At 59.5% G+C, this 17,345-nt stretch carries 16 protein-coding genes; 13 read left to right on the top strand and 3 right to left on the bottom strand.

Features of this window, described 5'->3' with window-relative positions:
* Positions 1-109: 109 nt before the first annotated feature.
* The 6 genes from CAL20_RS15900 (at position 110) to CAL20_RS15875 (ending at position 6,632) form a co-directional block, all read left to right on the top strand.
* Positions 110-655 carry a MarR family winged helix-turn-helix transcriptional regulator gene (locus tag CAL20_RS15900; RefSeq protein WP_094822033.1) on the top strand — a complete coding sequence of 182 codons (546 nt, stop codon included), beginning with the start codon at positions 110-112 and terminating at the stop codon, positions 653-655.
* The gene (ectA, locus tag CAL20_RS15895; protein WP_094838336.1) at positions 652-1,212 is read left to right on the top strand and encodes a diaminobutyrate acetyltransferase; all 561 of its coding nucleotides are present in this window, start codon (positions 652-654) and stop codon (positions 1,210-1,212) included. Before CAL20_RS15900 ends, ectA begins: the two co-directional genes overlap by 4 nt.
* Positions 1,213-1,320: 108 nt before the next feature.
* Positions 1,321-2,628, top strand: a complete 1,308-nt coding sequence (gene ectB / locus CAL20_RS15890) for a diaminobutyrate--2-oxoglutarate transaminase (RefSeq protein WP_094822031.1) — start codon at positions 1,321-1,323, stop codon at positions 2,626-2,628.
* Positions 2,625-3,026 carry an ectoine synthase gene (locus CAL20_RS15885; protein WP_094822030.1) on the top strand — a complete coding sequence of 134 codons (402 nt, stop codon included), beginning with the start codon at positions 2,625-2,627 and terminating at the stop codon, positions 3,024-3,026. The genes ectB and CAL20_RS15885 overlap by 4 nt, the downstream gene beginning before the upstream one ends.
* Before the next feature lie 110 nt (positions 3,027-3,136).
* Positions 3,137-4,063: an ectoine hydroxylase gene (gene thpD, locus CAL20_RS15880; protein ID WP_094838335.1), complete on the top strand. Its 927-nt coding sequence runs from the start codon at positions 3,137-3,139 to the stop codon at positions 4,061-4,063.
* A 397-nt stretch (positions 4,064-4,460) separates the two neighbouring features.
* Positions 4,461-6,632, top strand: a complete 2,172-nt coding sequence (locus CAL20_RS15875) for an ankyrin repeat domain-containing protein (protein ID WP_143277075.1) — start codon at positions 4,461-4,463, stop codon at positions 6,630-6,632.
* A 127-nt stretch (positions 6,633-6,759) separates the two neighbouring features.
* On the opposite strand, the gene CAL20_RS15870 is transcribed toward CAL20_RS15875, so the two are convergent.
* Complete coding sequence (locus CAL20_RS15870) at positions 6,760-7,089, bottom strand: DUF4148 domain-containing protein (RefSeq protein WP_094838333.1); 330 nt, start codon at positions 7,087-7,089, stop codon at positions 6,760-6,762.
* Positions 7,090-7,449: 360 nt separating this feature from the next.
* Between CAL20_RS15870 and CAL20_RS15865 the strand changes: the two genes are divergently transcribed.
* From CAL20_RS15865 to CAL20_RS15845, 5 genes are all read left to right on the top strand, one after another.
* Positions 7,450-8,478 (top strand): 2-keto-3-deoxygluconate permease, encoded by a 1,029-nt coding sequence (locus tag CAL20_RS15865; RefSeq protein WP_094822026.1) that lies wholly within the window; start codon positions 7,450-7,452, stop codon positions 8,476-8,478.
* Positions 8,479-8,480: 2 nt separating this feature from the next.
* The gene (dtnK, locus tag CAL20_RS15860) at positions 8,481-9,740 is read left to right on the top strand and encodes a D-threonate kinase (protein WP_373558299.1); all 1,260 of its coding nucleotides are present in this window, start codon (positions 8,481-8,483) and stop codon (positions 9,738-9,740) included.
* Between the two features lie 2 nt (positions 9,741-9,742).
* Entirely contained in the window at positions 9,743-10,798 is a 1,056-nt protein-coding gene (gene pdxA / locus CAL20_RS15855) for a 4-hydroxythreonine-4-phosphate dehydrogenase PdxA (protein ID WP_094822024.1), read from the top strand.
* Positions 10,799-10,802: 4 nt separating this feature from the next.
* Complete coding sequence (locus CAL20_RS15850) at positions 10,803-11,708, top strand: GntR family transcriptional regulator (RefSeq protein ID WP_094822023.1); 906 nt, start codon at positions 10,803-10,805, stop codon at positions 11,706-11,708.
* Between the two features lie 91 nt (positions 11,709-11,799).
* Complete coding sequence (locus tag CAL20_RS15845) at positions 11,800-12,675, top strand: MOSC domain-containing protein (protein WP_094838331.1); 876 nt, start codon at positions 11,800-11,802, stop codon at positions 12,673-12,675.
* 810 nt (positions 12,676-13,485) lie between these two features.
* Here CAL20_RS15845 and CAL20_RS15840 read toward each other — a convergent pair.
* On the bottom strand, positions 13,486-14,631 hold the full coding sequence (locus tag CAL20_RS15840) for an aromatic ring-hydroxylating oxygenase subunit alpha (RefSeq protein ID WP_094822021.1): 1,146 nt from the start codon (positions 14,629-14,631) through the stop codon (positions 13,486-13,488).
* A gap of 205 nt (positions 14,632-14,836) precedes the next feature.
* Positions 14,837-15,895, bottom strand: coding sequence for an acyltransferase (locus CAL20_RS15835; RefSeq protein ID WP_094838330.1), 1,059 nt, complete (start codon positions 15,893-15,895; stop codon positions 14,837-14,839).
* A 238-nt stretch (positions 15,896-16,133) separates the two neighbouring features.
* Here CAL20_RS15835 and CAL20_RS15830 point away from each other — a divergent pair, with 238 nt between their 5' ends.
* Together CAL20_RS15830 and CAL20_RS15825 are read left to right on the top strand one after the other, a co-directional pair.
* On the top strand, positions 16,134-16,427 hold the full coding sequence (locus tag CAL20_RS15830; RefSeq protein WP_094822019.1) for an exodeoxyribonuclease VII small subunit: 294 nt from the start codon (positions 16,134-16,136) through the stop codon (positions 16,425-16,427).
* A gap of 6 nt (positions 16,428-16,433) precedes the next feature.
* On the top strand, positions 16,434-17,345 hold the full coding sequence (locus CAL20_RS15825; protein ID WP_094838329.1) for a polyprenyl synthetase family protein: 912 nt from the start codon (positions 16,434-16,436) through the stop codon (positions 17,343-17,345).

The raw sequence follows: 17,345 nt of genomic DNA, 5'->3' as shown, positions 1-17,345 counted from the left end.
ATTTCTTCATTTTTTCTGGATAGCACGGGTTGACCATGTCGGCTCATCCGCATATTATCTGGGTAGAATCATTTGAGTAGAAATTAATCCTGCTGAACTATTTTCAGTCATGAACACCGTACCTACGCCCGATCCGTCACAGCAGTACGACCTGCGCATTTTGCGTGCCTTGCGCCGCATCACGCGCTCGATTGCGCTGCATTCGCGCCAACTGGCCGCCGTGAGTCACATCACCGCGCCGCAGTTGATGTGCCTGCGCACGGTCATAGCCAATGGCCCCCTGACGGCGACGGCGATCAGCCGAGAAATCCACGTCAGCCCCAGTACCGTGGTAGGCATTCTGGACCGCCTCGAGGACAAGGGATTCGTTCGCCGCGAACGCGGCCGCGAAGACCGCCGTATTGTTTTCGTGACCGCGACCGACGCGGGGCGCGATCTCGCGGCCGGGGCGCCGTCGCCACTGCAAAAGCATCTGGCCGATGGTCTGAATGCCTTGCCTGAACTGGAGCAGGCCACTATTACCCTAGCGCTGGAGCGCATTGTGAATCTAATGGAACAAGAAGGCCATGTGAGTGAAGTGCATGGCGATGTGTCCTCGCCCATTCTCGAGGTCCCCACCGGCGGTGCGCCGCCCGAGTCGGGGTTGGTCGTATGAGGGGGCAAGACCTGACCCCCTCTCTGCCAGCCTCGGCCGCTCAGCCGGCCAATTCATCATCGCGTCTGCAACTCAGGCAGCCGCGTCGCACCGACGGTGCCGCATTGCACCGTCTGGTTTCCGAGTGCCCGCCACTCGATGTCAACTCTTTATATGCCTATCTGTTGCTGTGCGAGCACTTCAGCGCCACGTGTGTGGTAGCCGAGAGTGCCGGCGGCCGCATCGATGGGTTCATATCCGCATATGTGCCGCCGACCCGGCCCGACGTGATTTTCGTCTGGCAGGTTGCCGTGCACGCCCGAGCACGCGGCCAACGGTTAGGCCGCGCCATGCTTCGAGAGCTCTTGCAACGCGATGAGCTCAAGCATGTTCGTCATCTTGAAACCACGGTAGGTCCTGATAACCAGGCCTCGCGCCGCACGTTCACCGGCTTGGCCGGCGAGCTGGGTGCGCACGTCTCCGAGCAGCCGTTCTTTGATCGGCAGTTGTTCGGTGGCGCAGACCATGACGACGAGATGTTGTTGAAGATAGGCCCGTTCACACTGCCGCCCCAATAGGGGAGTGTGTTTGCGGTCTATTGGAACCGGGACGCAGTGTTGCCCGAATGCCTTCTGTGGCATCGGTGCGGCTGTGTCTGTCAATTCACGAGATGAAGGGAGGATTCTATGGACTTGAAAATTTTTGACCGGATGGAGTCGGAAGTGCGTGGCTACATCCGGTCGTTTCCGGTCATATTCAGCCAGGCGCGCGGCTCGCTCCTGATCGACGAAGAGGGCGGTGAATACATCGATTTCTTCAGCGGTGCAGGGACGCTGAACTACGGGCATAACAACCCTGTCTTCAAAGAGAAACTGCTCGAGTATCTGGAATCGGATGGCGTGGTGCATGGCCTGGACATGGCCACCAGCGCCAAGAAACAATTCCTCGAGACCGTCGATCGCGTGCTGCTCAAGCCGCGCAATTGGCAATACACCTTGCAGTTCACCGGCCCCACCGGTACCAACGCGGTTGAGGCGGCGCTGAAGATTGCCCGCCAAGTCAAAGGCCGCTCCAACATCATTTCGTTCACCCATGGGTTCCATGGCGTCAGCGGCGGCTCATTGGCGGCGACCGCCAATATGAAGTTCCGCGATGCGGCCGGCTATGCCTTGGGCAATACGACGTTCATGCCTTATGACGGTTATTTTGGTCCCGACGTCGACACCATCGCTTACCTCGAACGCATGCTTGACGATCCCAGCAGCGGCTTGGACAAGCCGGCTGGCGTGATTGTCGAAACGGTACAGGGCGAGGGCGGTGTCAACGTCGCTACCCTGCGTTGGTTGAAAGAGTTGGAAAAGCTCTGCCGCCGTCATGACATGCTGCTGATCGTCGATGACATTCAAGTCGGTTGCGGCCGTACGGGCAACTTCTTCAGCTTTGAGTCGGCCGGGATTCGCCCCGACATCATCACGCTGTCGAAATCGCTGTCGGGCTTTGGCCTGCCCATGTCGCTGGTCCTGATGCGCCCTGAGCTGGACATCTGGAAACCCGGCGCGCATAGCGGCACGTTCCGCGGCAACAACCTGGCATTCGTCACGGCGACTCAGGCGCTGGATTCCTACTGGGCCAGCGATGCGTTTGCCAGCGAAGTCCAGCGCAAAGAGCGTCTGGTGCGGGATTGGCTGGAAAACCTGGCACACAGCTATCCCAATGCAGGTCTGGCCGTGCGCGGCCGCGGCCTGATTCAAGGTCTGGTCGCCACTGCCGAGCCGGCACTGGCCAACCGTATTGCGCAGCAAGCCTTTAAACGTGGTGTCGTGATCGAGACCTCGGGGGCGCAGGACGAAGTCCTGAAGCTGTTGCCGGCGCTGACGATCGAAGACGAGCTGCTCACGCGCGGTCTCGAAACGATCGAGGCCTCTGTGGCCGAAGCGCTGGGCGAGTCTGGGCAATCTGCCCGTGTTCTGAAATTTGGAGGAAAACGTCGATGATCGTACGCAATGTGAAAGATGTGATCGGAACCCAAGACGAAGTCCGGACCGACACCTGGGTCAGCCGCCGTGTGCTGCTGAAGAAGGACGGAATGGGGTTTTCGTTTCACGAGACCACCATTTTTCCGGGCGGACGGACCCACATCCACTACAAGAACCATCTTGAAGCGGTGTGGTGCATCGAGGGCGATGGCTCTATCGAAACCATCGCCGACGGCAAAAAATACGACTTGGGCCCTGGTGTGGTCTACGCCCTGAACGAAAACGACGAGCACTGGCTGTGCGGCGGAAAAGAGCCGTTGCGCGTCATCTGCGTGTTCAATCCGCCGCTGACGGGCCAGGAAGTGCACGACGCCGATGGCGTATATGCATTGCCCGCAACGGCGGAAGCGGCGTAATCGAGCAGTCGTTCGACGGTCGCCAGTCGTAGCTCAGCATTCTGATGTCTACGGCAGGTGATCGAGGGCGCATCGATCAACCCAGTGATTAACGAATTAGGAGGCTAATGATGATCTCACCTGCACAGGATCCGTACGCCTCGCGTACGGATCGCAGCTCAGCCATCATCGCCCGCCAAGACCCTGTGGTGTATGGCGATGGTACCTACGCCGACGCGTTGTCGGCCGAACAAGTTGAAAGCTATGACCGCGATGGCTTCCTCTTGCTGGAAAATGTATTTTCCGAGGCAGAGGTCCAGGCGCTGATTGCCGAAGTCGACCGCATGACGCGCGATCCGGCGATCGTACGCCGCGAGGAATCCATCACCGAGCCCGGCAGCAATGCCGTGCGTTCGATCTTTCGTGTCCACGTGCTCAACGCCATGTTGGGACGTCTGACCCGCGATCCGCGTCTGGCCAATGTCGCGCGTCAGTTATTGGGATCCGAGGTATACATCCACCAGTCGCGCGCCAATATGAAGCCAGGCTTCAAAGGCAAAGAGTTCTACTGGCATTCGGACTTCGAAACCTGGCACGTCGAAGACGGCATGCCGTCGATGCGCGCATTGAGTTGTTCGGTACTCCTGAGCGACAACAATGAATGCAACGGCCCGCTGATGCTGGTGCCAGGATCGCATCGCCATTTCATTTCATGCGTGGGCGAAACGCCGAAAGAGCACTACAAGCAGTCGCTGAAAAAACAGGAATACGGTGTGCCCGACGCCGTCAGCCTGCAGTTGCTGGTGGAGCAGGGTGGCATTCGTACCATGACGGCCAAGGCTGGCTCGGTGGTGTTCTTCGACTGCAATACCATGCATGGCTCGAACAGCAATATTTCGCCGTGGCCGCGCGCGAATGTGTTCATGGTCTACAACAGCATGGAAAACACGCTGAATCCGCCGAAGTATGGATTGGACCCTCGGCCGGAGCATATTGCGACCCGCCAGGCATTCAAAGCGGTGACGCCGTTGGACGCGCTGAAGCTAGTGGAGTCGTAGCGTGATATGCGGGGACGGCGGCAATCATGCCGCCGCCCGTCTTCGTGCCAAGAATGGCACGAGTCAATCAACGCCATATTCGGCTTGTGCGTTAGGTGTGTAGGACCGATCTTATGAGTGGATCGAATGCGAATTCGATCCGCTTATGAGATCGGTCCTATTTCTATTTTGCGGAGCTGCAGCGCTTATCCATTTGCTCACTGTTGAACGGAACCGCTTTTGATGTCTCGTCACCTAGAAAAGTGGCCGATTCTGCATCTAGTATTTCAAAACCATAAAAACAGACGGCACATTATTCTCAATTGCAAAAAGGTGTCTAGCTGTGCAGACTGAACAATACAATCCTCCCAGAATTTCCGAAACGGGCCAGATCTACGGATCTCTTACGCCAACAGACGTGCCCCCGCCTCCTGACGCGTTGTTTTCGATGATCGAGCAGGGCGCCCCGAATGCGGTTCGTGATGCCTTGGCTCGTTTCCAGTTCGATATGTCGGCAGTCGATAGCCAGGGACAAACCCCTCTTCATCTGGCCATCGCGCTAGGCAAAATCGGTATCGCGATCGCGCTATTGGAAAATCCGCGTAGCGACATGAGCGTTGCGATCCATGCAGTGAACAGGGACGGCCATACACCGCTGACGCTTGCGGTAGAACGGCTTGCTGCAGATACCCGAAATCTACGGCTGATCAAAGTTCTGATCGAGATGGGCGGGACTCCCCCGGTCGGGAGGAGTGTTGAGGGCGACACGCAAAAGGACGACACGTACGCGAATGCACTGCTATTGATTGCGACGAAGGGAGACGTCGCTGCCGCGCATACGTGGGCGCTCAAAGTTGGCCTTCTAGGTTTTGAAAAACTATTTGCCGGGCAGCATGCCGCACTGCGTCGTGCTTGTGAAGAGGGAGATACAGTCAAAGTAAAGACATTGATGGATGCGGGTGTGGATGCTTCGTTTGTGCTGATGCGCATGTTGGAACAGCATTCCCCACTGTCGCCCGCGTGTGGAAAGGCTGTGCGCCACCTGATTTCAGCGGGCGTCGACCTATTCTCGGCGTTGAGCCATGCTGTCGCGGCCAACAGTGTCGAGGCGGTGCGCGCATTGTTGCTGCTCGGCGCGACAGGAGAGCAAGCGCTGATGCGTGCCGCAGAGGCTCATGGTCTCCAGGCTATGAGCCTGTTAGTGAAATCAGGCGTCAAGGCTGAAAGCACGTTGATCAATCAGGCTAAAAACGGTGATGTGAAGGCCGTACGGTTGTTGCTCGGTGAAGCGTCGATCAGTGACAAGTTGGACAAAACGCAGGTGTTGAAAGCCTTGACTGCGAGCCGCTGTCAGGACGCCGTGAAACTGTTGATTGATGAGGGCGTCGATGTACACGATTTCCTGTTCCAGCAGCTTACGCTCGGGGTCAAAGATGACGCGAAATTATTGATTCGCGCCGGCGCAAACGTCTCAGGGCTAGTGCGAACGCTGACGATGGGCGCCGTCGATCACCCGGACGAGATCGAACCACTAGGCACGTTGATTGCGCTTGGCGTCGATTCTGCCTCGACCTTGTATGACATGGCCAAGGAGGGCAAGAAAACCGAGGCCAAAATATTGATTGCCGCCAAGGCACCGATTAATGACGCGCTCTTGTACGCTCCTGTGCCTGAGCGTGCCGATCTGGAGATTACGCTGGCGCAGGCGTATAACGAGGTGGTCCAGACGAGCCAGCAGATGGCGCGGTCCGGCTATGCCGATGCTACGCTGGCATCAAAGCTTATCGTGGCTCAGGACTACATCGCCAGCCCTAAAGGAAAAGAGTACAAGACGATCGTCCAAGGGATGACAAAGAATGCCGGGGACGATCGCCGCAATTTTTCCGAGTTGCTGCACGCGCTTGGGAACGTCGATTGGGCGCTGATCAACGAGCTGGTGCATGCCGATGAGACTGCTGCCGGAGAGGCGCTCATGCTGTTGACCAGGCTGAAGTGTTTGCCGTTGGCGCGATTGTTGTTGGATGCGGGCGCAGAGCCCCATCATGCCATTGTTGACGCTACGGACAGCAATAATCTTGATCGCCTGTCTTTCTTGATTCGCGCAGGTTGCGATGAAAGTATTGTGTTGGCAAACCTGCTGATGAGGCCGACAGGGAACCGTTTGGCTCAGGCTCTCATCCAGAGGGAAAGACTCGACGTCTTTAAAACTCTCAAATATCTGGCAGAGCGTGGCGAACCGTCGAGAGTGAAGCAGTTTATCCCGGCGATTACTGACGGGCAGCGTGAGCTGATCCGTGCGGTTGCAGGGAACAATAGCGACCTGATGAGGGTGTTGATCGGAGCCGGTGTAGACACTCCGAAAACTTTAGTGTCTGCGATTTCGAATGCCGAGATCGAAGTGGCGAAACGACTGGTGTCCCTGGGGACTAATACCGCTGTGGCACTAGTGGAGGCTCTTGTACAAAAGCAGGATGACGTGGCGCAGGTATTGCTGTCTCTAGGGGCAGATCTCCGGGACGCACTCGGACATGCAACCAAGATGCGAGACAGAGCAATCATGTCCCGGTTGGTCGACTTGATGCGCGCATAGTGAGTATGGGTGGAACGCGCGCACGTTTTTTTGCCGCGTCGTGATGACAAAAACCCTGCCATGCGCAATGCATGGCAGGGTTTTTGGTGCTACCGCGCCCTCCTTTTGGGGGCGTTATTGCTGGCGCTCAGCGAACAACCGGGTAGTCCAGTTCGCCGAAGGAGTATTCGCCATTAGCCTTGGCTTGAGCCAACTCGGCAACGACCTGGTCGCGGCTCTTGTCTGAGTGGACGGCGACTTGCGCGGGATATTCTTCCTCGCCATAGGTCACCAGGCCGGCGGCCTTGGCTTGGGCCAGATCGGCCATGACTTGAGCGCGGGTCGGGGCGTTGGCATCGACTTGGCCATACACGCCTTGGAAAGGCACGTTGTTAGGTTCGATATTGGGCGAGGCGGCGTAGGCGCCGGCGCTCAGCAGGCTCATCGAAACTAGCAGGGCAGAAGTTATGGTTTTCATGATAAGACCTCCATTTGTCTGAATTTGGGATTTGGAATCCGGCGGTCTTCCGTCGTGGTTCGTGTTTGTTTCCCGATGAGTTCATTGTGCGCTTGCCAGCACCTGGGATAAACCCGGATTTGTTGAAAATATTTTTCCATTTTTGTTTGTAATGGGTTTTATTGGGTCGGTTTTTGTCGTAATTCGGGATAAATATCGGTATTCCGCGCAACGCTTCGCCCAGCTATTGCTGCCAATCATTTACAAATTCTGTACGTACAACCTGTACGTATAGGTTGTACACTACGCGTTTTCCGCACCCGGCATCCGGTTTACAGTGGACGGGCCGGCCTATGACAAAAGCGTTGGAGACGCCTCTCTATGAACCCCGAAGTTTCCCGTTTCCCCATGTTCTCGGCGATGATGAAGGTGCCCGGCGGGTTGATGCTGCTACCCCTGATTCTCGGCTCCCTGATCGGCACGTTTGCGCCTGACGCGCTGGCAGTAGGGGGCTTTACCACGGCATTGTTCAAGAACAGCGCCATGCCTTTGATCGCGCTGCTCATTTTCGCAACGGGTACCCAGGTCAATATGCGTACCGGCGGCCCGATTCTGGCGACCGCGGGCACGATCTTGTTGATGAAGACCATCGTGCCGGCCTCATTGATCATCCTGCTGGGCAGTTTTGTCGGGCTGGACGGGATATGGGGCGTGTCGATCCTGGCCATGCTGGCCGCTTTCGATAACAGCAACGGCGGCCTGTGGCTGGCCTATACCGGTCAATACGGCGACAGCCGCGACCGCGGTGCGTATGTCGCCAGCGCCGTAAATGATGGCCCGTTCTTCAGCCTGTTGTTTCTTGGCGCCTCGGGGCTGGCCGATATCCCTGTCACCGCTTTGATAGCTGCGCTGGTGCCTTTCCTGCTGGGCGTGGTTGTCGGCAACCTGGACGTGCAATGGCGTAATGTGCTCAAGCCGGTGCCGAACATCGTGATTCCGTTTTTTGCTTTCGCATTGGGAACGGGGATCAACCTCGGCTCGGTGGTGTCAGGCGGGATGACCGGCCTGATCCTGGGGCTGTTGATCAGCCCCGTGACCGGCTTCCTGGTGTACCTGGGCTATCGCTATATTCTGCGCCGTGGTGGCAAGAGCGGTATCGGCTTTGCTGCCGGCACGACTGCAGGTAATGCGATCGCGACTCCCGCCGTCGTTGCTGCCGCCGATCCATCGCTGCAGCATTATGTCGGGACGGCGACTGCGCAGGTGGCTGCATGCGTGCTGATCAGTTCGATCCTGGCTCCGTTGTTGGCATCGTATTTCCTGAAACGTGCTGGTGAATTGAAACCCGCTGATGATGTTGCGGCCGTTCTGGGTGAAAACACGCCGGCGGTTGCCGACGCAAAGGTGTAATCGTGACGTTGTTCATCGCCATCGTTGCTGACGATCTGACCGGCTCCGGTGACACCGCTGTGCAATTTGTGCGCTCCGGCTGGCCCACGCAGTTGTCGGTCGGCCGGGCCGAGCAGGCATTGGCCGATCCCGCTGCCAGCCAGGCCGAGGTGGTCGCCGTCACGACGCATAGCCGGGCGTTGCTGGCCGAGCAGGCCGCGGCTGTCGTGCGCGAGGATGTGGCGGCGCTGCGGGCCGCTGGCGTAAAACGTTTGTACAAAAAGGTCGACTCGACCTTGCGCGGCGCCTTCAAGGCCGAGATCGATGCTGCCCGTCAGGCATGGCGTGACGACGCGATCGCCGTGGTCTGTCCGGCGTTTCCGGATACGGGCCGTACGGTGCGTGGCGGTGTGCTTTATGTGAACGGCAAGCCCGTGACGGAGACGTCGGCTGCGACGGATCCGGTGACGCCTGTGACCGAAAGCCATATCCCGACGCTGTTGGGCGGGGCGCAGGTCGAGATCGTGGCGGACGAAACGCCCCGTTCATTGGCCGACCGGATTCTGGCCGCAGGCGACGTCGTGGTGGTTGACGCCGCGACGGCGCAGGATATGGACCGCCTGGCTCGCGCGATTGCGTTGATTGGCGAACGTGCCTTGCCCGTCGGTTCCGGGGGCTTGGCTGCGCCGTTGGCGCGTTTGTGGGCCGGTGCAGAAAGCCAAGGCTCAGTTGTTGTCGTGGTGACATCGCAGCACAGTGCCGCACGTCGCCAGGCCGCGGCGCTGCAGGCCGATGGCGCACGCACATGGTCTCCGACGCTGGCGCAATTGGCCGATGATGCGGCTTGGGCAGAGTGGTCTGCCGAGGTTTGCCAATCGGTCGCTTCGGCCTCGCCACAAGCCACTTTATTGTTATTGGCGCCCGAAGGCCGCTTGGCCGGGTTGGATTCGGGTGCCGTTGCCGCTCGTCTGGGCGAGTTGGCGGGTCGGCTGATTCGGCGCGGTTTGAACGCCGATGAAGTCGGACGCGCGGGCGAAGCGGCGGATAGTACCGGTAAAGTCGCAGGAGTGGTCGCCACGGGCGGCGATGGCGCCAGTGCGGTGCTGGCTGCGCTACAGGCCGGCGGCATCGCATTGGTAGACGAAGTCACCGGAGGCGTGCCGCTGGGCACGTTGACCGGCGGGCCGGCCGCAGGGCTGCCCATTGTGACCAAGGCCGGTGGCTTTGGCACTGACGATGTATTGATCCGGGCCGCGCGTGCGGTCCGAGAACGGAGATTCTGAATATGACGCAAGACGCAACCCCCAACCGTATTCCCACCCTGGCGGTCACGCTGGGTGATGTGGCAGGGATTGGGCCGGAGATCACCGCCAAAATGTTGTTGGGCCATGACGATCTGCGTCAACGTGCGCGCCTGGTCGTGGTGGGCGATGCGGGTGCATTGCGTAAAGCGACCCAGGCGTTGGGCGCCGATGCCTCTCGTGTGCTCGTCGTCGACGGTCCGGAACAGGTGAAAAACAAACCCGGCACGATCGAAGTCATTCAGGCCGGTCCATCGTTGGAACACGTCCCGTTCGGCCAGTTGAGCGCTGATGCGGGCGCAGGCTCGGTGCGTTTTGTCACCACCGCCTGCGAGCTGGCCCGCCAAGGCCGTATCGACGGCATTGTGACGGCGCCGTTGAACAAGGCCGCTATGCATCTGGGCGGCCACAAGTGGCCGGGCCACACCGAATTGCTGGCCCACGAATTCGGCGTGAAGACTTTCTCGCTTGTATTGTCCGCTGGCGATTTGTACATTTTCCATGCCACGACGCATGTGTCCTTGCGCCAGGCCATTGACGATGTGACGCCACAGCGTATGCGCGCCGTATTACGTTTGGCGGGTTCGTTTGCAAAAGCGCTGGGTCGCAGCGACGAGCCGGTCGCCGTCGCGGGCCTGAATCCGCACGCTGGCGAAAACGGCATTTTCGGTACAGAAGACGCTGATATTCTGGTGCCCGCAGTGGCCGAGGCCAATGCTGCCGGTATTCTCGCCGCGGGTCCCATTCCTGCTGATGCCTTGTTCCCGCAAGCGGTGCGCGGCAAATGGAAGTTCGTGATTGCCTGCTATCACGACCAGGGACATGCACCGTTCAAGTCGGTCTATGGCGACGATGGCGTGAATATTACGGTTGGCCTGCCGGTCGTGCGTGTTTCTGTGGATCACGGCACCGCGTTCGACATCGCGGGCAAGGGCGTCGCCCGAGAGGATAGTCTGGTCCTGGCTGCCGAGCGTGCCGCACATTTGGCCCCAGGTTGGTCGCAAGTATGGGAAACTGCGCGCTCCACAACCGGAGGCTGATTTCATGGCGTTGAACGCCGACCTCGGGGCGCCGTTGGATCGATCCAGCGGCGCCCCGCTGCATGTACAAGTTGCCCAGGCGCTGCGCCAGGATATTCAGGCGCGGCAATTGGCGCCGGGGACGGCGTTGCCGAGTGAGGCAGGGTTGTGTCGTCAATTTGGCGTGGCGCGCAGTGTGGTGCGCCAGGCTTTGGCCGCGCTGGTGGCCGAGGGGTTGATCCGGCGCGAGCCTGGCCGGGCGCCTACGGTGGCCCCTGTGTTGGAACACCATCGTATGGTGCAGCGCTCCACGGGGTTGTTCGAACAATTCGCCAGTACGGGAACGGCACTGCGCACACGGGTATTGCGGTTGGAGCCTGCCGCGCCGCCTCCCGAGGTCGCGGCGTTTTTTGGCTCTGAGGATACGTTGTTATTAGAAAGGCTGCGTCGCGTCGATGACGAGCCTTTGGCTTTTGTCCGCACGTGGTTGCCACGTGCGCGTTTGCCGGGCTTGGCGGCAGATCACTTGCAGGATGCTTCGCTGCATCGCATCCTGGTACAACGCTTTGGCCTGCACCCCGGTCGCGGCCGCAACCGTATCCGCGCAGTGGGCGCCGATGCGGCGTTGGCGGATGCGCTGGAAGTCAACAAGGGCAGTCCATTGCTCATGCTCGAAGGCCAAGGACACGATCAGCATGGCCAAGCGCTCGAGTGGTTCACGACCTGGCATCGCGGCGAAAAGCTGGTGTTCGATGTCGATGTGACGCCAGCAGGCGAGCGTGTTCATGCGGCCTTGCCTGATGGCGCGAGACATTCCGAGCCTATGACCCCGGCCGGGGGCGTGCCGCAGAGCGAGGTGTCACTGGCTGCTGCGGAGGCTGCACTGCAAACGGCGTTGGAAATGCTGCGTCGATTGCGCGAGGGTAAATAGCCGGAGCGCCGGCGGCCCACCTGTCACCCTGCGAGATGCACGCCGATGCTAAGCTTGGCGCATTCCTCTTCTTCGCTCATTGGCCGCCGTCATGACTGCTCGCATACTCAGCCTGCATATCTATCCCATTAAATCTTGCGCCGCTATTGATTTGTCCACGTCGTCTATCGACCGTGCGGGTCTGCTCGGTGATCGCCGTTGGATGATCTTGACCGCTGACGACGGTCAGTTCATGACGCAGCGCCAGTGGCCCGCGATGGCGCGGATTCGGCCGGCGCTCACGGATACTCATCTCGAGCTGCAGGCGCCCGGTCAGCCCGTACTGCGAATTCCGCTCGACGGCTCGCAATTGAATGACACGGTGCGCGATGTGGTCGTGTGGAAAGACACCGTCCTCGCCCGCGAGGAGAGCCCCGATGCGGCTGCATGGCTCAGTCAGGCGCTCGGCGTGAGCTGCGTGCTCGTCAAGGTCGATGTACAAGCACAACGGCCCGCCAAGGCCGACTGGGTTGATCGTTGGCGAGAGGCTCACCCCGAGTTTGCCGAAGACTTTGCCGGCGATCACGTGTTCGGATTCGCGGACGGCTTTCCTCTTTTGATCGCCAATCAGGCTTCGCTCGATGATCTGAATGCCCGCTTGATTGCCAAGGGTCAGTCTCCTGTGCCGATGGATCGATTCCGGCCCAATATCGTCATCGAGGGTGAGTGGGAGGCCTTTGACGAGGATGTCACCGCGTTGGTGTCGATCGGCGATGTGCGTCTGGCGCTGGTAAAGCCTTGCACGCGTTGCCCTATGCCGAATATTGATCAACTGACAGGCGAGCGCTACGAGGAGCCTGGGCGTACGCTGGCGACCTATCGCCAATTGGAGATCGGCGTTGTCTTTGGCCAGAACGCGATTGTGAGTGCGCCGGAGGGGAGTCGATTGAATGTGGGTGATGAGGTGGAAATCGAGCTTGATTTTTAGAGGTTGTTGTTGGTTGTCGGTGCTTGGTTCTTTTGGCGTCGATGCGGGGCAGCGGCCGCGTTGGGGCTTCACGTGGTCGGTCGGCCGCCTGCGCGGCCGACACCGCTTCGTCAACCTCGTCGCTGCGCTCCTTCGGTTTCCCTCGCTCGACCACGAGGCGCCCCAACGCGGCCACTGCCCCGCATCGACTCGCAATGTCTCAAGCTCCTGGCAACGCTGGGACGAACTTCGTGCTTAGGCTTCGTAGGGACTGATCTCTGCCAGGAAGAAGATCTCGCAGTGCTGTTGTCAATGGGCGCCTACGGGCGCGCCCATTGACAACGTTTGGGGTCAGCATGTCACGGCATGTAGATTAGAAAGCATAGGTGGACCAAGAGGATTTGTTTTCCACGCATGCCACTATTGTGAGTTCCTGCCGGGGGCCGCGAATTGCCATGCCGGCCCGTTGAGGCTGCCGAGTCTGGCTTGTCAGGCGGGGGGTAGTCGGCTGGGCATGTCTGAGCGCAGCGTAGCGGAGCGAGTTTGCCCAGCCGCCCCGCCTGACAAGCCAGACGAAGGGTAGTCTGGCCGCGCAGGCGGCCAGACCAGGCGATAGGGCCGGCATGGCAATTCGCGGCCCCCGGCAGGGACGTCTCAATAGCGACTACCGTTGTTAATCAACGATCTAAAACCCAACGCTGCAATCCACTCTGCCCAGTGAGCGCCATCTAACAGCGATCAAAAGGACAGAGGGCATCTCAATGAGATGCCCTCTGCAAACAATAACGCTCTAAAGGCACATCGCCAGAAAGAGACGCACCGCCAGAAAGATCAGCTTTCCTGCATCACCCGCCGATACCACTCATGGAAATGCTGCATGCCATCTTCCATCGGCGATTGATAAGGCCCAGTCTCGTTAACGCCACGCAGCATCAATGCCTTGCGCCCCGCATCCATGCGCTCGGCAATCTCGTCATCCTCGACTGCCGTTTCCATATAAGCCGCACGTTGCGCCTCGACGAACTCGCGCTCGAAAGCCGCGATCTCCTCGGGGTAGTAGAACTCCACCACGTTCACGGTTTCTTGCGGGCTCTTGGGATACAGCGTCGACAGTACCAGCACATGCGGGTACAGCTCGATCATGTGCGTCGGGAAATACGTCACCCATACCGCGCCGAAATCCGGTGCATCGCCCTCGCGGAACGACAGCAGGCGATCGTGCCATTGCTTGTAGACGTCCGAGCCGGGTTGTGCCAACGCATTGTGTACGCCGACCTTTTGCAGGCTGTACCAGTCGTTGAACTCCCACGTCAGGTCGTCGCAGGTCACAAAGCGGCCCAGGCCAGGATGGAACGGGCCAACGTGATAGTCCTCGAGATAGACCTCGATAAAGGTCTTCCAGTTGTAATTGCACTGGTGGATCTCGACATGGTCCAGCACGTAATCGCCAAAGTCGAACTCGGGACGCGAAAACAGCGGCGCCATATCCGAAGCCGGGTCACGCGGGCCCTCAAAAAGCAAACCATGGCAATCGCGCAAACGGTACTTCTGCAAATTCATGCAGGGCGTTTGCTCGAACTGAGGCGCGCCCAACAACTCGCCTTGGTTGTTGTACGTCCAACGGTGCAGGGGGCAGACAATATTGCCGCCTGTGGATTTCAGGTTGCCTTTCGTGTTGCAGTTGCCTGCGACATTTCCGGCCTCGCCGCCGAGCATCAATGCCTGGCGGTGACGGCAGACATTTGAGATGAGTTCAACGCCATGCTGGTTGCGAACCAGCACGCGCCCTCCGTTTTCTTGGGGCAACGTACGCCAGTCGCCGACCTCGGGCACCAATTTCTGGTTGCCGACGTATAGAGATGACTGGTTGAAAATGAGTTCTTGCTCGCGCTTGAAGCGGGCTTCGTCAAAATAAGCGTTGACGGGTAGCTGGGTGCGAGCCGGCACAACATGCGCCATCCGACCAATGTCGGTCATGATTCCCTCCGCTCGGATAAAAAAGCCAGGACGGCAGGGTTTCCGTTCTGGCGCGAAGAAAAATCGGTCCGGCCGATCAAACGTTGAAGTTTACCCTATTCAGGGAGTCCGGGGGGTAAAAACGACACCGAAATGCGAATCAACTCAGAAAAAAATGACAAAAGTTAGAGGGGCTTAGGTCAGAAACATGTCATAAATCACAATATCACACGAGTTTTCGTGTGGCCGGGTGACGCCGCAACAGCCAGCAGCTCGCCGCCGACAGGCCGAACACGGCGACGGTCTGTACCGGCAGGCTCCAGGCGGCGCTGGGCGTGATGACCGGTCCGGTGCGGTCTACCAGGTCCAGAAACAAGGGGTGGATCAGATAGACCCCGAATGTCAGCGGCGCCAACGTCGACAGCGGCGGCAGCCGGGGGGTATTCATGATCCATTGGAATGCCGCCAGAGACATGAACGGCACCGTAATGCTGAAATAGTCGTAGAAATACAGATTCAGCCTGCCTGAATCCGACAGGGTGAAGACGCCCCAGGCGGTAGCCAGGACGCTGAGTATCAGCATCAAGCCGGGGCGCGGAATGCGCAGCTCACCGTCGTAAATCATGCGGCCGGCCACAAAATAGCCCAGGTACGGCAGGAACCATGTCAGGAAAAAGCCCTGTCCGGTGTCCAGCGCCTGGCGATATAACGCATCCAGAATCGCCACCCCCAAGATACCGACCACCCAGAGGCGCCGCGCGGCCGGCTGGCTGCGATGGTAGAGCGCGCGGATCATCGGGGTAAAAAGATACAGCCCGACGATCATGTACAGATACCAGAGGTGGTAATAGGGCGCGCCTTCTGCGATTTTGCGCGGCCAGAACGACAAATCGACGCGGCCGTCGTCCCACCAGTCGAGCAAACTGCGCCATGCCAGATAAAACAAGGTCCAGAAAATCAAAGGCGCGCAAATGCGGGCGGCGCGGCGCGCATAAAACTGCCGGGCATCCAGGGGCTTGTCGCGATTGAGCAGCAAGGCGCCGCTGATCATCACAAATACCGGCACACACCAGCGCACCGCCGAGTCATAGAGATTGGCGGCCAGCCAATCTTTGGTCCCATAAGCATTCGCATCCGATACCGCCTGCGCGGCACAATGCAGTAGCACGACGGCCAGCGCGGCCAGCCACCGTGCGGCATCCAGCCGGTCCAGGCGGTCGTCGAGAGAGGAAGGGGAAAAGGCCTGGGCGGTAGACAGAGAGGAGGCGTTCAGACGTTGAGGCATGCGGTCACCATAGCAGCGCCGCTGGGAGGCGGTGTTTCCAGCCGTTAACCGTGGCATACAAATGCAAATAGAGGCGCGGGCACGGCGTTTGCGGGCGCTTTTTTTTACAAAGCGTCTCAGGATGAAAAGGGCGCTTGGCGCGAATACCAGTCCGCAGGCTGGGTATAGAGGTTTTATTTATTTCACACGTCTATACACAAACGGGCGGGGTTCGCGATCTCGTACAATTCAGAAATTAATGACTCTTTTGCGCTCGGAGCCCCGTTTGGCCACTTCCTCGCACACCGATACTCCCCAAGACGACCGTCCTTTGCCTCAGGATTTCGAGACGGCGTTAGCCGAGCTCGAAACGCTGGTCGCCACCATGGAAGGGGGATCGTTGCCGCTAGAGCAATCGTTGGCGGCCTATCGCCGCGGCGTCGAGCTTACCCGTATCTGCCAAGAGCGCTTGGCGCAGGCGGAGCAGCAGGTCAAAGTCCTGGAGGACGGTCTGCTGCGGCCCCTGGATCCCCATGCGCTGGACGAAGAATAAAATCGAATGACTCAACAACATCTTGCGTTCGCGGACTGGCTGCAGAGCCGCGCACAGCATATCGAAACCGTACTGGACGACTGTCTGCCGGCGGCGGACGCGCAACCCGCGCGTCTGCATGCTGCCATGCGTTATGCCGTGCTGGGTGGCGGCAAACGGGTTCGTGCTGCGCTCGTCTATGCGGCAGGCCAGGCGTGCCCGGTCAATGGCAGTACTGTCGCAGTACAGGCCTCGATGGATCGTGCCGCTGCGGCCGTCGAGCTCATTCACGCGTATTCTTTGATCCACGACGATTTGCCGTGCATGGACGACGATGTGCTGCGTCGCGGCCGTCCTACGACGCACGTGCAGTTTGACGAGGCCACGGCCATGCTGGCTGGCGATGCGCTGCAGCCTCTGGCGTTTGAGCTGTTGGCCGAAATGCCCATCGCGCCGGCCCTGGTTGTGCAAGCCACGCGCGCGCTGGCCCAGGCCGCCGGCAGCCTGGGCATGGCGGGTGGGCAGGCTATCGATCTAGATAGTGTGGGCCGCTCGCTGTCGCGCGACGAACTGCAAACGATGCACACGATGAAAACCGGCGCTATGCTGGCGTGTAGTGTGGCGTTGGGCGGTATTGTGGCTGGCGCCAGTTCTGCGACGCGCGAGGCGCTTGACGACTACGCCCATGCCATTGGCCTGGCGTTTCAGGTGGTCGATGATATTCTCGACGTGACCGCCGATACCGCCAGCCTCGGCAAGACCGCAGGCAAGGACGCCGCGGGCAACAAGCCCACTTATGTTTCTTTATTGGGACTGGACGATGCCCGTGCGCTGGCCGAAGAGCTACGCGTTGCGGCTCATGCGGCACTGGTCCCGCTAGGGGATTCCGCCTCGATGTTGGGCCGTCTGGCCGACTACATCGTACTCAGAGATCGCTGA

Source organism: Bordetella genomosp. 4 (assembly GCF_002261185.1).
GTDB lineage: Bacteria > Pseudomonadota > Gammaproteobacteria > Burkholderiales > Burkholderiaceae_B > Bordetella_A.
The sequence above is the reverse complement of the archived record's forward strand: the minus strand, read 5'-3'. Positions and strand labels throughout refer to the sequence as shown.

What these genes read in the sequence shown, in the direction of transcription:
- CAL20_RS15900 (WP_094822033.1), top strand. Translation starts at nt 110, where the DNA reads ATGAACACCGTACCTACGCCCGATCCGTCACAGCAGTACGACCTGCGC.
- ectA (WP_094838336.1), top strand. Translation starts at nt 652, where the DNA reads ATGAGGGGGCAAGACCTGACCCCCTCTCTGCCAGCCTCGGCCGCTCAG.
- ectB (WP_094822031.1), top strand. Translation starts at nt 1,321, where the DNA reads ATGGACTTGAAAATTTTTGACCGGATGGAGTCGGAAGTGCGTGGCTAC.
- CAL20_RS15885 (WP_094822030.1), top strand. Translation starts at nt 2,625, where the DNA reads ATGATCGTACGCAATGTGAAAGATGTGATCGGAACCCAAGACGAAGTC.
- thpD (WP_094838335.1), top strand. Translation starts at nt 3,137, where the DNA reads ATGATCTCACCTGCACAGGATCCGTACGCCTCGCGTACGGATCGCAGC.
- CAL20_RS15870 (WP_094838333.1), bottom strand. Translation starts at nt 7,089, where the DNA reads ATGAAAACCATAACTTCTGCCCTGCTAGTTTCGATGAGCCTGCTGAGC.
- CAL20_RS15865 (WP_094822026.1), top strand. Translation starts at nt 7,450, where the DNA reads ATGAACCCCGAAGTTTCCCGTTTCCCCATGTTCTCGGCGATGATGAAG.
- pdxA (WP_094822024.1), top strand. Translation starts at nt 9,743, where the DNA reads ATGACGCAAGACGCAACCCCCAACCGTATTCCCACCCTGGCGGTCACG.
- CAL20_RS15850 (WP_094822023.1), top strand. Translation starts at nt 10,803, where the DNA reads ATGGCGTTGAACGCCGACCTCGGGGCGCCGTTGGATCGATCCAGCGGC.
- CAL20_RS15845 (WP_094838331.1), top strand. Translation starts at nt 11,800, where the DNA reads ATGACTGCTCGCATACTCAGCCTGCATATCTATCCCATTAAATCTTGC.
- CAL20_RS15840 (WP_094822021.1), bottom strand. Translation starts at nt 14,631, where the DNA reads ATGACCGACATTGGTCGGATGGCGCATGTTGTGCCGGCTCGCACCCAG.
- CAL20_RS15835 (WP_094838330.1), bottom strand. Translation starts at nt 15,895, where the DNA reads ATGCCTCAACGTCTGAACGCCTCCTCTCTGTCTACCGCCCAGGCCTTT.
- CAL20_RS15830 (WP_094822019.1), top strand. Translation starts at nt 16,134, where the DNA reads ATGACTCTTTTGCGCTCGGAGCCCCGTTTGGCCACTTCCTCGCACACC.
- CAL20_RS15825 (WP_094838329.1), top strand. Translation starts at nt 16,434, where the DNA reads ATGACTCAACAACATCTTGCGTTCGCGGACTGGCTGCAGAGCCGCGCA.